Below are 13760 nucleotides of genomic sequence, written 5' to 3' on the forward strand. Positions count from 1 at the left end.
TCTCGAGCTGACGGTAGGCCCGGTCGCGCATGGCGGCTGGTGCGTGGCACGCCATGAGGGGCGGGTGGTGTTCGTACGCCACGCACTGCCCGGAGAGCGAGTCCGTGCCCGGGTCACCGAGGAGACGACCCGGTTCCTTCGGGCCGACGCCGTCGAGGTCCTCCAGGCCTCGCCTGACCGGGTCGTGCCGCCGTGCCCGTACGCCGGTCCCGGCCGGTGCGGCGGGTGTGACTGGCAGCACGTCACGCTGGAGGCGCAGCGGGCCATGAAGGCCGACGTGGTCGCCGAGCAACTGCGCCGCCTGGCCGGGATCGAGCGCGAGATCGTGGTGGAGGAGGTTCCCGGGGCGAAGGACGGGCTCGGGTGGCGTACCCGCGTCCAGTTCGCCGCCACGCCCGGCGGCGAGCTCGGCTTCCGCCACCACCGCTCCCACGACATCGAGGTCGTCGACGCCTGCCTCATCGCCCACCCCGAGGTGGAGGCGGTGGGCGCCGAGGCGCACAACTGGAAGGGCGCCGCCGGGGTGGAGGTCATCGCGTCGTCGAGCGGCGAACGCAACGTCGTCATCGCCCCCCGCCCGCGCCGCACCGTCGCCGTCCCCGACCTGGAGGCGCCCGCCTCCATCCTCGTCAACCAGGGCAAAGGCCGCAGCGACGCCCGCCACGGCTCCGGCAACCTCCACGAGCGGGCGGACGACCGCGAGTTCCGGGTGACGGGCAGCGGCTTCTGGCAGGTACACCCCGGCGCCGCCGAAACCCTCCTGGACGCCGTCCTCACGTACGGCCAGCCCGAGCCCGGCGAATGGGCGCTCGACCTTTACTGCGGAGTGGGCCTGTTCGCCGCCGCGCTGGCCGAGCGGGTGGGCGACGAGGGCGCCGTCTTCGGCCTCGAATCGGAGGCCGCAGCCGTCCGCGACGCCCGCGCCAACCTGCGCGACCTCCCCCAGGCCAGGGTGGAGAGGGGCCGGGTGGAGGAAGCCCTGGACCGCTTCCAGATCGAACGCGCCGACCTCGTGGTCGTCGACCCGCCCCGCTCGGGTTTGGGCCGCGAGGTGGTGGACCGCATCGCCTCGCTGGAGGCCGCCAGGATCGTCTACGTCTCCTGCGACCCGGCGACCCTGGCCCGCGACCTGGCCTGGCTGGACGAACGCGGCTACCCCCTCACCGACCTCCGCGCCTTCGACGCCTTCCCGATGACCCACCACGTGGAGTGTGTGGCCCTGCTGGTCAAGGCCTAGAAAGGGCCCTGACCAGCAGCGGCGCTACCGAATCTCGGGGTGTCTCCTGATGTCTCAAGATCATGAAACGTCCCGTCCCCTTAACCGGTGACGGGGCGTAGTCAGCGACAAGAACACCGCCCCGGAGGCGACGGGCGTTACGCGGGGGTGCCGGTGCCACCGCGCGAACGCCGTGGCTACAGCCAGCCCATGCGCTGGGCGGTGCGGATGGCCTCCAGGCGGTTCTGGGCGTTGAGTTTGGTCATGGCGCTGGACAGGTAGTTGCGGACGGTGCCTTCTGTCAGGTGGAGTTCGGTGGCGATGCGGGAGATGGGGGCGCCGTCGCCGGCCAGGCGCAGGGCGTCGCGTTCGCGTTCGGTCAGCGGGCTGTCGCCGGCGGCCATCGCGGCGGCGGCGAGTTCGGCGTCCAGGTAGCGGCCGCCGGCCATCACCTTGCGGATGGCCATCGCCAGCTCTTCGGCGGAGGCGTCCTTGCCCAGGAAGCCGCTGACCCCGGCGGCCATCGCGCGGCGCAGGTAGCCGGGGCGGCCCAGGCTGGTCAGGATGACGATCTTGCACTGGGCGCTGATCTGCTCGGCCGCGGTCAGGCCGTCCATGCCGGGCATCTCGATGTCGAGGACGGCCACGTCGGGGTTGTGGGCCCGGACCGCGGGGACCACCTCGTCGCCGCGGCCGACCTGGGCGACGACCTCGATGCCGTCCTCAAGGTCGAGCAGGGCGGCCAGGGCGCCGCGGATGAGGTGCTCGTCGTCGGCGAGCAGGACGCGCGTGGTCATACCGCGGCTCGCAGCAGGTAGACGCCGTCGGCGGCGCCGGCGCTCAGCGTGCCGCCCGCCGCGCTCAACCGCTGGGACAGGCCGCGCAGCCCGCCGGGCTCGCCGGCGTCCGGCGAGATCCCGTCGTTGGACATCTCCAGCACCCCATTCTTGATCGTGATCGTGCACCGCTGGGCGGTGCTGTGCTTGAGGATGTTGGTGGCACCCTCGCGAACCACCGCGGCCAGCAGTGTGCGGGCCTCGGCGGGCAGGTCGCCGGTGTCGTCGGTGTCGATCGCGCAGTGCACGTCCGCCGCCTCCAGCACGGCGCGCACGCTCGCGAGCACCTCGCCGAGGTCGAGCGCCCGATAGTTCTGTACGGCGGTGCGAACCTCCCGCAACGACCGCCTGGCCAGATCCCGCACCTCGAACATCTCCGCCGCCGCCCGTTCCGGGTCGACGCCCAGCGTGGCCTCGGCCCGCCCGGCCCCGGCGGCGATGTCGACGAGGCTCTGCCCGAGCAGGTCGTTGAGGTCGCGGGCGAAGCGCAGCCGTTCCTCCGACACGGCCAGCGCCGCCTTGGCCTCCTGGCCTTCGTAGGCTTCCTGGGCGCTCCGCCAGATCCGTACGTTGGCCAGGGTGCCGCCGGTGACGATCAGCGTCAGGACCATCATGATGACGACGAACGGGAGGCCGCCGATGATGGCCACGTACACGAGGGTCAGCGCGGTGACGACGGAGGCCGTGATCCAGAAGGCGCGCCTGCTCAGGAACGGCGACACGATCCCGAGCCACACCGGCACCAGCCAGACCATGGAGAAGGCGGCGAAGGCGAGCGTGATGACGGCGGCGACCGCCAGCAGGAGGGTCGGCCGCCGGCCGCCGCGGGTCGCGATGCGCAGCGGCCGGGTGGACAGCGCGAAGAAGACCAGGAGCAGCGCGAAGGCCCCGACGAGCACGGGTTTGGGCGCCCAGTTCTCCTGCCAGGCGATGGAGAGCTGCAGGAGGCTGAGGAAGACGGTCAGGTTGATGAAGTCGTTGGAGTACAGGAACAGCCACCGGACCCTGTCGAGCTTGCTGGCCCGCATCATGCCGGGACCGCCGCGCGCAGGAGGAACTCGCCCGAGTCCGAGTCCGTGACCGAGGCGGAGAAGGTGCCGCCGGCGGCGGTCAGCCGTTCCGACAGGCCGCGCAGGCCGCTGCCGGTCGAGCGCTGGGGTCCCTTCACGCCGTTGTTGCGCATCTCCAGCACGCCCCGGTCGATGGTGATGGCACAGCGCGTCGCCGTACTGTGCTTGAGGATGTTGGTGGCGCCTTCGCGCACCGCCCACGCCAGCAGCGCGCGGGCGGCGGGCGACAGGTCGTCGGTGCTGGCCTCGACCGTGCAGCGGGCGCCGGCGGCCTCCAGCGTGGCGCGTACGGTGGCCAGCTCCAGTGACAGGTCGAGCGAGCGGTAGCCCTCGACGGCGGCCTGGACCTCGGCCAGCGCGCCGCCGGCCAGTTCGCGGACCTGGGACATCTCGCCGGCGGCGCGGGCGGTGTCCTTGGCCGACAGCTTCGCGGCCAGCTCGCTCTTGATGCTGATCACCGACAGGCTGTGGCCGAGCAGGTCGTGCAGGTCGCGGGCGAAGCGCAGCCGTTCCTCGGCGACGGCCAGGCGGGACTTGGCCTCCTGGCTCTCGTGCGCGTCCCTGATCGTGCGCCAGAGCCACACCCACAGCCACATGGCCAGCGGCGTGATCACCAGGGTGACGCCTTCACCCACCAGAGCCACGAACAGGCCCATCTCGGAGACGTAGACGGCGAGGGGGACGGTGATGGCGGCCAGGACCACGCCGAAGGCGACGCTCACCCGCCACCGGACGTTGATCGCCAGGCCGGCCAGCCACAGACCGGCGACGATCTCCCAGGTGCTGGTGCCGAGGCCGGGCGGGATGAGCATGATCGAGACCAGCATGGCCAGACCGGAGACGGCCAGCAGGACGGTGGGCCTGGGCTTGTCGTCGTAGGCGGCGCGCAGGACGAACGGAAACATGGCGAACTGCGCCAGCAGGAGCACCCCGACGAGGAACGCGCGCCCCGGGGAGAGCGTGCCGATGGCGGCGAGGCTGAACAGCATGATGGTGAACGCGACCGCGATGAACGCGACCATGCCGTCCATCCAGTAGAGCAGCACTTTTCTGGCCAGCTCCGGCCGGGCCGCCATCAAATGCTCCTCCTCCGACAAATACCCCCTGACGCGGAGAATCCTATAGCTCACGCACGGGTGCGCCAGAGAATACGCGACACGGACTGGGACGGGGCGGCGCCGCGCAGCGACAGCCAGGCCAGCTCGTAGCGGGCGGCGAACGTCGTCAGCTTGCGCGCGTCGATCTCGCCGAGGTCGCCGGGGCTGACGAGCACCGAGGTGAGCGCGAGGCTCCGCCACGCCTGGGCGGGGTCGGCGATGCCCAGCGCCCGCGCGATCTGCCCATGAGCCGCCCGTACGGCTTCCGCCACCCGCCGCATCCGGCCCTCGGGCGCGTCGCCGGGCTCGATGGCGGCCAGCAGGTTCACCGTGGAGATCCGGGCGCCGGCGTCGTGGGTGAGCTTGAGCAGCGCGGCGTCGCGTTCCGACAGCCCGCCGGGCCCCAGCGGGACGGTGAAGGTGAGGTGCAGCGGCCGCTCCTGTTGCAGCGCGCGCAGCGCCCTGGCCCGGCGCAGCACCACGTCGGCGTTGGCGCTGTCGCGGATCTCGAAGTCGGCGAAGCGGGCGTCGAACGCGCTCACGACCCGGCGGTAGGCGGCGGTCAGCGAGGTGGTGCCGTCGCAGGCGTCGGCCAGTTCCCTGCCCGCGGGGCCGCCGAAGGACAGGCCCGCGTCGGCGCCGCCGGCGCGCAGCCTGCCGATGCGGTTGGCGACGGGGTTGCTGCCGGGGTCGAGCTTGCCGCCCCACCTGGGGACGCAGCCGTCGCCACCGGAGACCACGTGGCCGAGCGCGTACCAGCGCACGCCGGTGCGGCGGCTGTGGTCGGGCAGGTTGAACTCGGGCGTGCGGGCGGTGTCGACGAACGCCAGGAACGCGCTGGGTCCCTCGGCGGCTAAAGGCCGCGGGGTGGCGGTGACCATCGTCGTCGTCGGCGGCGGGGGCTTGGCGGGGGCGGCCACCGGGGTCTCGGGGGTGGCCTGGGCCGGGAGCAGCCAGACGGCCACGCCGGTGGCGGCGGCCAGAGCCAGGGCCGCCGCCATCACGATGGATCGCGGGGGAGTGCCCGGCTCTCTTGTGCGCCGGCTGTTCGGCATAAGCGACCCTTCGTGTCTGGGCTGCTACCGAAAGTGAAACTAGCAAGGCTACACGGGGGCGCGGGGCCGTTCTCCGGATTTAATGGGCCTATGAAGTTGAGGATCTTCACCGAACCGCAGGAAGGCGCCTCCTACGACGAGCTGCTGGCCGTCGCGCGGGCCACCGAGCGGCTGGGGTTCGACGCGTTCTTCCGTTCCGACCACTATCAGCGCATCGGCCAGGGCGACCCGGGCAGCGGCTCGACCGACGCCTGGATCACCCTGGCGGGTCTGGCCAGGGAGACCTCCCGCATCCGGCTCGGCACCCTGGTCTCGCCCGCGACCTTCCGCCTGCCGGGCCCGCTGGCGATCAGCGTCGCCCAGGTCGACCAGATGAGCGGCGGCCGGGTCGAGCTCGGCTTCGGCACCGGCTGGTACGAGAACGAGCACACCTCCTACGGCATCCCGTTCCCGCCGGTCGGGGAGCGTTTCGACCGGTTCGAGGAGCAGTTGCGGATCGTCACCGGCCTGTGGAACGCCGAGGGCCCCTACTCCTTCGACGGCGCCCACTACCAGCTCAAGGACTCGCCCGCGCTGCCCAAGCCGGCGCAGCGTCCGCACCCGCCGATCATCATCGGCGGCTTCGGAGCCAAGCGCACGCCCCGGCTCGCGGCGGCGTACGCCGACGAGTTCAACGTGCCGTTCCGCACCGTGGACGAGAGCGGCACCCACTTCGACACGGTACGGCGGGCCGCCGACGCGGCCGGTCGCACGGTGCGCATGTCGGTGGCCCAGACCGTCTGCGTGGCCGCCGACCAGGCCGGGCTGGAGCGCCGGGCCGCGGCGATCGGCTCCGACCTAGCCCAGCTGCGCGCCAACGGCCTGGCCGGGACGCCGGCGGAGGTGCTGGGCAAGCTGGAGCAGTTCTCCAAGGTGGGCGCCGAGCGCGTGTACCTGCAGGTCATGGACCTGTCCGACCTCGACCACCTGGAGCTGATCGCCGCGGAGATCCTGCCCCACGTGTAAAGCCGCCGGCGGGCGGCGATTTCGATTGGCGCCGCCCGTACCGGATAAGTCAGACTTCCGGAGTGCTACTGACGATCTCGACCACCGCCGAGCCGGCCACTGACCTGGGCTTCCTGCTGCACAAGCATCCCGACCGGGTGCAGGAGTTCCGTCAATCGACGGGAACGGCGACGGTCTTCTATCCAGAAGCGGACGAGCGACGGTGCACCGTGGCCCTGCTGCTGGAAGTGGACCCGGTGGCGCTGGTCAGGTCGAGCGGCAAGAGCTCGCCCGACTTCAGCCTGTCGCAGTACGTCAACGACCGGCCGTACGCCGCCTCGTCGCTGATGGCGGTGGCGCTGGCGGACGTGTTCAGGACGGCGCGGGCCGGGCGGTGCAAGGCGCGGCCCGACCTGCCGGGGACGCCGCTGCCGCTGGAGATCGCGCTGGTCTGCAGGGGCGGGGCGGATCTGGCTCGCGGCGTGTTCGAGCCGCTCGGCTGGGCGGTGGAGGCGCGGGCCGTACCGCTGGACGAGGGGTTTCCCGAGTGGGGCGACTCGCGGTACGTGCGGCTGACGCTGCGCGGGACGCTGCGGCTGGCCGACGCGCTCAACCAGCTGTACGTGCTGCTGCCGGTGCTCGACGACGCCAAGCACTACTGGGTCGCGCCCGACGAGGTGGACAAGCTGCTGCGGGCCGGTGAGGGGTGGCTGCGCGAGCATCCGCTGCGCGGCGTGATCGCCCGCCGGTACCTGGGGCGGCGCTGGACGCTGGCCCGTTCGGCGCTGGCCCGGCTGGCCGAGCTCGGCGACGAGACCGAGGAGCAGCTGGAGCCCGCGGTGTCGGAGGAGGCCGCGCCGGACGAGACCGCCGCGGACGAGGCGGTGGCGGCCGAGACCGAAGAGGCCCTGGCCGAGACACAGGAGACGCAAGAGACACAGGAGACGCGGGAGACCACGCAGGAATCGGGGAAGGCGAAGGCGCGGCCGCTCAACGTGCTGCGCCGTGAGGCGGTTCTGGCGACCCTGGAGGAGCTGGGCGCCACCAGCGTGATCGACCTCGGCTGCGGCCAGGGCGAGCTGGTCGGCGCGCTGCTGGCCAGGCCGCGGTTCGCCCGCGTCGCCGGCACGGACGTCTCGCCGCTGGCGCTGGCCATCGCCGCCCGCAAGCTGCGCCTGGAGCGCATGTCCGACAGCAAGCGGGCCAGGCTCACCCTGTTCCAGGGCGCGCTGACCTACACCGACAAGCGCTTCGCCGGCTACGACGCCGCGGTGCTCATGGAGGTCGTCGAGCACGTCGACCCGCCCAGGCTCGCCGCGCTGGAGCGGGTGGTGTTCGGCTCGGCCAAGCCGCAGCATGTGCTCGTGACCACGCCGAACGTCGAGTACAACGTGCGCTACGAGTTCCTGGACGGGCTGCGCCACCGCGACCACCGCTTCGAGTGGACGCGCGCGGAGTTCGCCGCCTGGTGCGCGAGCGTGTGCGAGCGGTTCGGCTACACCGTCGGCCTCAGGCCGGTCGGCGAGGAGGATCCCGAGCTGGGGCCCTCGACTCAGATGGGGGTATTCACTCGTGGTTAGCGTTCCCGAACTGTCCCTCGTGGTGCTGGTGGGGGTCTCGGGCAGCGGAAAGTCGACGTTCGCCGCCAAGCACTTCAAGCGGACGCAGATCATCTCCTCCGACTTCTGCCGCGGCCTGGTCTCCGACGACGAGAACGACCAGAGTTCCACCCCCGCCGCCTTCGACCTGCTCCACCACATCGTGGGCGTGCGGCTCAGCCGCGGCCTGTTCACCGTCGTCGACGCCACCAACGTGCAGTACCAGGCCCGCAAGAGCCTCATCGAGCTGGCCAGGCGGCATGACGTGCTGGCCGACGCCGTCGTCCTCGACGTACCCGAGGACGTGGCGATCGCGCGCAACGAGACGCGGCCCGACCGCGACTTCGGCCCCGGCGTCGTCATCCGGCAGCGCAAGGACCTGCGCCGCTCCCTCGGCAAGATCAACAAGGATGGCTTCAGGAAGGTCCACGTGCTGCGCGGCCTCGACGAGATCGAGAACGCGCAGGTCACCTACGAGAAGGCGTGGAGCGACCTGCGGCACCTTCACGGGCCGTTCGACATCATCGGCGACGTGCACGGCTGCCGCGCGGAGCTGGAGCGGCTGCTGGCCGAGCTCGGATGGCAGGGCACGCACCACCCGGAGGGCCGCACCGCGGTCTTCGTCGGCGACCTGGTCGACCGCGGCCCCGACACGCCCGGTGTGCTGCGCATCGTCATGGACATGGTCGAGGCGGGCACCGCCATCTGCGTCGCGGGCAACCACGAGCAGAAGCTCGTCCGCGCGATGAACGGCCGCAAGGTCCGCGTCGCGCACGGCCTGCAGGAGTCGCTCGACCAGCTCGCCGCGAGCGACCCGGCCTTCGTCGAGCGGGCGCGGACGTTCATGGACGGCCTGCTCAGCCACTACGTCCTCGACGACGGCAAGCTCGTCGTGGCGCACGCCGGCCTCAAGGAGGCCTACCACATGCGCGCCTCCGGCCGCGTGCGCGCGTTCGCGCTCTACGGCGACACCACGGGCGAGACCGACGAGTACGGCCTGCCCGTGCGCTACCCGTGGGCCGAGGAGTACCGGGGCCGGGCCATGGTCGTCTACGGCCACACCCCGACCGTGAAGCCGGAGTGGGTCAACAACACGATCTGCCTCGACACCGGCGTGGTGTTCGGCGGCGAGCTGACCGCGCTGCGCTACCCCTCGCGCGAGCTCGTCTCCGTGCCCGCCGAGCAGGTCTGGTACGCCTCGGTCAAGCCGCTCGGCGGCTACACCCGCGACCCCGGCCAGCTCGACATCAACGACGTCCAGGGCACCCGCTACGTCGAGACCCGCTTCGGCCCGCGGGTCAAGGTGTTCGACACCAACGCCGCCGCGGCGCTGGAGGTCATGAGCCGCTTCGCGGTGGACCCGCGCTGGCTGGTCTACCTGCCGCCGACCATGGCGCCGCCGGAGACCTCCCAGCTCGACGGCTACCTGGAGCACCCGGCGCAGGCGTTCGAGGAGTTCGCCGCTGCCGGGGTCACCGAGGTGGTGTGCGAGGAGAAGCACATGGGCTCGCGGGCGGTGGCCGTACTGGCGCGGACGCCCGAGGCCGCGGCGGCGCGCTTCGGCGTGACGGACGGCAGCGCGGGCGAGATCTTCACGCGCACCGGGCGGCGCTTCTTCGACGACACCGCGCCGCTGGTGGAGCGGCTGCGCGCGGCCGTGGCGCCGCTGTGGGACGAGCTCGGCGCCGACTGGGTGGTGCTCGACTGCGAGCTGCTGCCGTGGTCGGCGAAGGCGGGCGAGCTGATCAAGTCGCAGTACGCCTCCGTCGGCGCGGCGGCGCGCACGGCGCTGCCCATGGCCACCTCGGTCCTGGAGACGGCGGCCGGGCGCGGCCTGGATGTGAGCGGTCTGCTGGACCGCACCCGGCGCCGCCAGGACAACGCTGCCCGCTTCCGCGAGGCCTACGCGCGCTACTGCTGGCCCGTGGACGGCCTGGAGGGGGTACGGCTGGCGCCATTCCAGATCCTGGCCTGCGGAGACGGGCAGAGCGGCCGCAACACCGCGATGGAGCCGCACGCGTGGCACCTGTCGGCGCTGGGCCGCCTGGACTCCGAGCTGATCACGCCGACCAGGCACGTGTTCGTGTCGCTGGACTCGGACGACTCGCGCGCGGCGGCGACGGCCTGGTGGGAGTCGCTGACGGCGGCCGGGGGCGAGGGCATGGTGGTCAAGCCCGCCGTGTACACGCCCGGCCGGGTGCAGCCCGGCGTCAAGGTGCGCGGGCGGGAGTACCTGCGCATCATCTACGGCCCCGACTACACCGAGGCGCTGGAGGTGCTGCGCCGGCGCTTCCTCGGCAAGAAGCGGTCGCTGGCCCTGCGCGAGCACGCGCTGGGCCTGGAGGCGCTGTCGCGGCTGGCCGACGGCGAGGCGATGTGGCGCGTGCACGAGCCCGTCTTCGCCGTGCTGGCGATGGAGACCGAGCCCGTGGACCCGCGCCTCTGACAACTTCCGGTCGCCCGGTCGCAACTTCCGCGGGTGCCGGGGGCCGTGGCGCCGATCGTACGGTGGCGGTCCCACCGGCGTTCGGAAGGAAGTCGTCATGAGAGCGTCCCTGCTCGCGGGGCTCTGCCTGCTCCTCGTCTCGGGGGCCGCGCACGCCGCGGCCCCCGAGACCACCGTGGTCGAACTGGACTCGGGCCGGATCCGCGGCCAGACCGAGGCCGCGGTCACCACCTTCAGCGGCATCCGGTACGCGCGTGCGCCCGTCGGCCCGCTGCGCTGGAAGGAACCCGTCAGGGCCGAGCCGTGGGCGGGCGTGGCCGACGCCACCAAGCCGGGCGAGCAGTGCACGCAGACCGAGGCCGGCAAGAGGGTCGGCGCCGAGGACTGCCTGTTCGTCAACGTCACCGTCCCGTCCAAGCGCACGGGCAAGCGGCTGCCGGTGATGGTGTGGCTTCACGGGGGCGGCTACACCACCGGCTCAGGCGCGGCCTACGACGCCCGCCGCCTGGCCGCCAAGGGCGGCGTCATGGTGGTGACGGTCAACTACCGGCTCGGCGCGTTCGGCTACCTCGGCCTGCCCGGCCTGGCCGGATCCGGCACCTTCGGCCTGGCCGACCAGCTGGAGGCGCTGCGCTGGACCAAGCGCAACGCCGCGGCCTTCGGCGGCGACGCGGGCAACGTGACGCTGTTCGGGGAGTCGGCCGGCGGGATGAGCACCTGCGCCCTGCTCACCTCCCCGGCCGCGCGCGGGCTGGCCGACCGGGCGATCATCCAGTCCGGCTCCTGCATGCTGGAGTGGGTCAGCGGCACGTACCTGCCGATCCCCGGCATGCCGTCCTTCACGCCCTATACCTCGCTGAAGGCCAACCACGCCACCGGTCTGGAGGCGGCGAAGAAGCTGGGCTGCCCGGCGGGCCGGGAGCTGGAGTGCCTGCGCGCCAAGCCCGCCGCCGCGCTGATGCCGGTCAACGAGAGCTTCTCCAGCAGTCTCGCGTACGGCACGCCGCTGCTGCCCCGCGAACCCGCCGAGGCGCTGCGCCAGGGCAGGTTCATGAAGATCCCGGTGTTGTCCGGCGGCACCAAGGACGAGGGCAACGGCTTCGTCTCCGGCGCCGCCCAGGCCGGATTCCCGGTGACGGCGGAGAACTACCCGCGGCTCATGAAGGGCGCCTTCGGCACGCACGCCGAGGCCGCGATGAGGAAGTACCCGCTGTCGGCCTACCGGAGCCCGGCCCTGGCCTGGGCCACCGTGGCCAGTGACCGGGCCTGGGCCTGCCCGACGCTCTGGGCGGACCGGGAGATGGCCGAGCACACCCGGGTCTACGCCTACGAGTTCGCCGACGAGAAGGCGCCCAACATCGGGCGGGTGCCGGCCGGCTTCCCGCCGGGCGCGCAGCATGCCAGTGAGCTGCCGTACCTGTTCGACCTGGGCGGGCAGCCCTGGGACGACCTCACCGCCGGGCAGTGGCGCCTGGCCGACCAGATGATCGACGCCTGGACCTCCTTCGCCCGCACCGGCCGGCCGCACGGCTGGCCCGCCTTCACCGGCGGGCGCGCCGTCAGTCTCAAACCGGCCGAGCAGGGCGGCATCGGCCCCGTCGACCTGGACCGGGCGCACCAGTGCGGGTTCTGGAGCGGGACACTGGGGTGATGACAGACTCGGCAGGCATGATCAGGGTGCTGCTCGTCGACGACGACCCGATGGTCCGCGGCCACCTGCGGACCATCCTCGGCTCCAGCCCGGAGATCGAGGTCGTGGGGGAGGCGCGCGACGGGGCGGAGGCGGTCGAGGAGGTCCTGCGGGGGCGGCCCGACGTGGTGCTCATGGACCTGCGGATGCCCGGCGTCGACGGCGTCACGGCCACCCGGGAGATCGCCGCCCTGGCCGACCCGCCCACCGTGATCGCGCTGACCACCTTCGACTCCGACACCCACGTGCGCGCCGCGTTGGCCGCCGGGGCGAGCGGATACCTGGTCAAGACCACGCCCGCCGAGGACCTGCTCAACCTCATCAGAGTCGCGGCCGACGGGCACGTGGTCATGTCGCCGATCGCCGCGCAACGGCTGGTGAACCGGTCCGCGCGCGGCGAGAGCGCCCGCGCCAGGATCGAGGAACTGGCCGAGCGCGACCGCGAGGTGCTCGTCTGCCTGGGCGAAGGGCTCACGAACCCGGAGATCGCGCAACGGCTGTTCCTGTCGGAGACGACCGTGAAGAGCTACGTCTCGCGGCTGCTGACCAAGCTCGGCCTCACCCACCGCACCCAGGCCGCGGTGCTGGCCCACCGGGCGGGGCTGCTGCCGGGTGACCCGCCGTGACCAGGCCCGACCTCACCGCCGGCGACCGCCGCGCCGTGGTGCGGGCCTCGTGGGGCGCGGCCGTCCTGTGCGCGACCGCGCAGGTCTTCCTGTTCGCGGGCGGCGGTCAGGTCGCGGAGCTGGTCGTGAACCTCCTGGTCGACGTCTGTCTTCTCGGCGTGGTACGGCTCCCGCGTACCGTCGGCACGCTCACCCTGGCCGCCACGGCGGCGCTGGCCCTGAACGCGGGCACCACGCAGGCGTTCGCTCCGCTGGCGGCGCCGCTCGTGGTGTCGTTCCTGGTGTACGTGCTGCCGTGGCGCCAGGCGTTCGCGTTCGCCGCCGCGCTGGCCCTGCTGGCGATCCCGATCTGGGCGCCGACCTGGACCGCGCTGTACTTCGCGCTGTCGGCCACGGCGCTGCCCGCACTCGTGGCGCTCTGGCTCAAGACCCGCTACGAGCTCATCGGCTCGCTGCGGCGGCGGGCCGAGCTCGCCGACGCGGAACGCCGTCTGCTGGCCGAACGCGCCGAGGTCGCCGAGCGGCGGAGACTGGCCGCCGAGATGCACGACATCGTCACCCACCACGTCACCGAGATCGTCCTGAACGCCGAGGCGCTGCGCGTCACCGCCCGCGAGGAGTCGGCCCGCACCGCGGCCGACCAGATCCGCCGGGCCGGGGCGCGCACGCTCGACGAACTGCGCGAGCTGATGCAGGTGGTCGCCGGTGACGAACTGCCGGGCAAGAGCGTGGGCGGCCGGCCGCCCGACCGTGACACCGGGGGAGACCTGGCGGAGCTGGCCTCGGGGGAGGGGATCACTCTCGAGGTCTCGGGTGACGCTTCGGCGGTGCCCGCCGTGGTGGCGCGGGCGGCGTACCGGGTGGTTCAGGAGTCGCTGACCAACGCTCGCAAGCACGCGCCCGGCGCGCCGGTGACGGTCTCGCTCTCCTACTTCGGCGACCGGGTGGAGGTCGAGGTCCGCAATCAGGCGTCCCGCTCCACCCCCGCGCCCGAGCTGGCCGCGGCCGGTTCCGGGATGGGGCTCATCGGGCTGCGCCGCAGGGTGTCGCTGCTGGGCGGGGTGTTCGCGGCCGAGGACGACGGGCAGGGCGGGTTCGCGGTCACCGCCACGATCCCGGCCGACCAGCGTCCCTGAATTGTC

At 72.6% G+C, this 13760-nt stretch carries 11 protein-coding genes; 7 read left to right on the forward strand and 4 right to left on the reverse strand.

The genetic code is table 11. The annotated features are described in order from the left end of the window. Positions 1-7 precede the first annotated feature (7 nt). Entirely contained in the window at positions 8-1237 is a 1230-nt protein-coding gene (locus tag ACIBI5_RS02515; protein WP_397243775.1) for a class I SAM-dependent RNA methyltransferase, read from the forward strand. Positions 1238-1413: 176 nt separating this feature from the next. Here the strand turns inward: ACIBI5_RS02515 and ACIBI5_RS02520 are convergent, their stop codons facing one another. Genes ACIBI5_RS02520 through ACIBI5_RS02535 form a run of 4 tightly spaced genes read right to left on the reverse strand, consistent with a single transcriptional unit; the run spans position 1414 to position 5220 of the window. Next, entirely contained in the window at positions 1414-2013 is a 600-nt protein-coding gene (locus tag ACIBI5_RS02520; protein ID WP_397242382.1) for a response regulator transcription factor, read from the reverse strand. Beyond that, positions 2010-3083 (reverse strand): sensor histidine kinase, encoded by a 1074-nt coding sequence (locus ACIBI5_RS02525; RefSeq protein ID WP_397242384.1) that lies wholly within the window; start codon positions 3081-3083, stop codon positions 2010-2012. The genes ACIBI5_RS02520 and ACIBI5_RS02525 overlap by 4 nt, the downstream gene beginning before the upstream one ends. After that, complete coding sequence (locus tag ACIBI5_RS02530; protein ID WP_397242386.1) at positions 3080-4198, reverse strand: sensor histidine kinase; 1119 nt, start codon at positions 4196-4198, stop codon at positions 3080-3082. Before ACIBI5_RS02530 ends, ACIBI5_RS02525 begins: the two co-directional genes overlap by 4 nt. 50 nt (positions 4199-4248) lie before the next feature. Beyond that, positions 4249-5220: a hypothetical protein gene (locus tag ACIBI5_RS02535; protein WP_397242388.1), complete on the reverse strand. Its 972-nt coding sequence runs from the start codon at positions 5218-5220 to the stop codon at positions 4249-4251. A 144-nt stretch (positions 5221-5364) separates the two neighbouring features. Between ACIBI5_RS02535 and ACIBI5_RS02540 the strand changes: the two genes are divergently transcribed. The 6 genes from ACIBI5_RS02540 to ACIBI5_RS02565 all read left to right on the forward strand — a co-directional run bounded on the left by ACIBI5_RS02540 (position 5365) and on the right by ACIBI5_RS02565 (position 13754). Further along, positions 5365-6279, forward strand: coding sequence for an LLM class F420-dependent oxidoreductase (locus ACIBI5_RS02540; protein ID WP_397242390.1), 915 nt, complete (start codon positions 5365-5367; stop codon positions 6277-6279). A gap of 62 nt (positions 6280-6341) precedes the next feature. Further along, positions 6342-7838 carry a 3' terminal RNA ribose 2'-O-methyltransferase Hen1 gene (locus ACIBI5_RS02545; RefSeq protein WP_397242392.1) on the forward strand — a complete coding sequence of 499 codons (1497 nt, stop codon included), beginning with the start codon at positions 6342-6344 and terminating at the stop codon, positions 7836-7838. Next, positions 7831-10302 (forward strand): polynucleotide kinase-phosphatase, encoded by a 2472-nt coding sequence (locus ACIBI5_RS02550; protein ID WP_397242394.1) that lies wholly within the window; start codon positions 7831-7833, stop codon positions 10300-10302. Before ACIBI5_RS02545 ends, ACIBI5_RS02550 begins: the two co-directional genes overlap by 8 nt. A gap of 97 nt (positions 10303-10399) precedes the next feature. After that, positions 10400-11953, forward strand: coding sequence for a carboxylesterase/lipase family protein (locus ACIBI5_RS02555; protein ID WP_397242396.1), 1554 nt, complete (start codon positions 10400-10402; stop codon positions 11951-11953). Further along, positions 11953-12618: a response regulator gene (locus ACIBI5_RS02560; protein WP_397242398.1), complete on the forward strand. Its 666-nt coding sequence runs from the start codon at positions 11953-11955 to the stop codon at positions 12616-12618. Before ACIBI5_RS02555 ends, ACIBI5_RS02560 begins: the two co-directional genes overlap by 1 nt. Next, positions 12615-13754 (forward strand): sensor histidine kinase, encoded by a 1140-nt coding sequence (locus ACIBI5_RS02565; protein WP_397242400.1) that lies wholly within the window; start codon positions 12615-12617, stop codon positions 13752-13754. The genes ACIBI5_RS02560 and ACIBI5_RS02565 overlap by 4 nt, the downstream gene beginning before the upstream one ends. Positions 13755-13760: the final 6 nt, after the last annotated feature.

The organism is Nonomuraea sp. NPDC050540, assembly GCF_044457485.1.
In the GTDB taxonomy this organism is placed as follows: domain Bacteria; phylum Actinomycetota; class Actinomycetes; order Streptosporangiales; family Streptosporangiaceae; genus Nonomuraea.

What these genes read in the sequence shown, in the direction of transcription:
- ACIBI5_RS02520 (WP_397242382.1), bottom strand. Translation starts at nt 2,013, where the DNA reads ATGACCACGCGCGTCCTGCTCGCCGACGACGAGCACCTCATCCGCGGC.
- ACIBI5_RS02525 (WP_397242384.1), bottom strand. Translation starts at nt 3,083, where the DNA reads ATGATGCGGGCCAGCAAGCTCGACAGGGTCCGGTGGCTGTTCCTGTAC.
- ACIBI5_RS02530 (WP_397242386.1), bottom strand. Translation starts at nt 4,198, where the DNA reads ATGGCGGCCCGGCCGGAGCTGGCCAGAAAAGTGCTGCTCTACTGGATG.
- ACIBI5_RS02535 (WP_397242388.1), bottom strand. Translation starts at nt 5,220, where the DNA reads ATGGCGGCGGCCCTGGCTCTGGCCGCCGCCACCGGCGTGGCCGTCTGG.
- ACIBI5_RS02540 (WP_397242390.1), top strand. Translation starts at nt 5,365, where the DNA reads ATGAAGTTGAGGATCTTCACCGAACCGCAGGAAGGCGCCTCCTACGAC.
- ACIBI5_RS02555 (WP_397242396.1), top strand. Translation starts at nt 10,400, where the DNA reads ATGAGAGCGTCCCTGCTCGCGGGGCTCTGCCTGCTCCTCGTCTCGGGG.
- ACIBI5_RS02560 (WP_397242398.1), top strand. Translation starts at nt 11,953, where the DNA reads ATGACAGACTCGGCAGGCATGATCAGGGTGCTGCTCGTCGACGACGAC.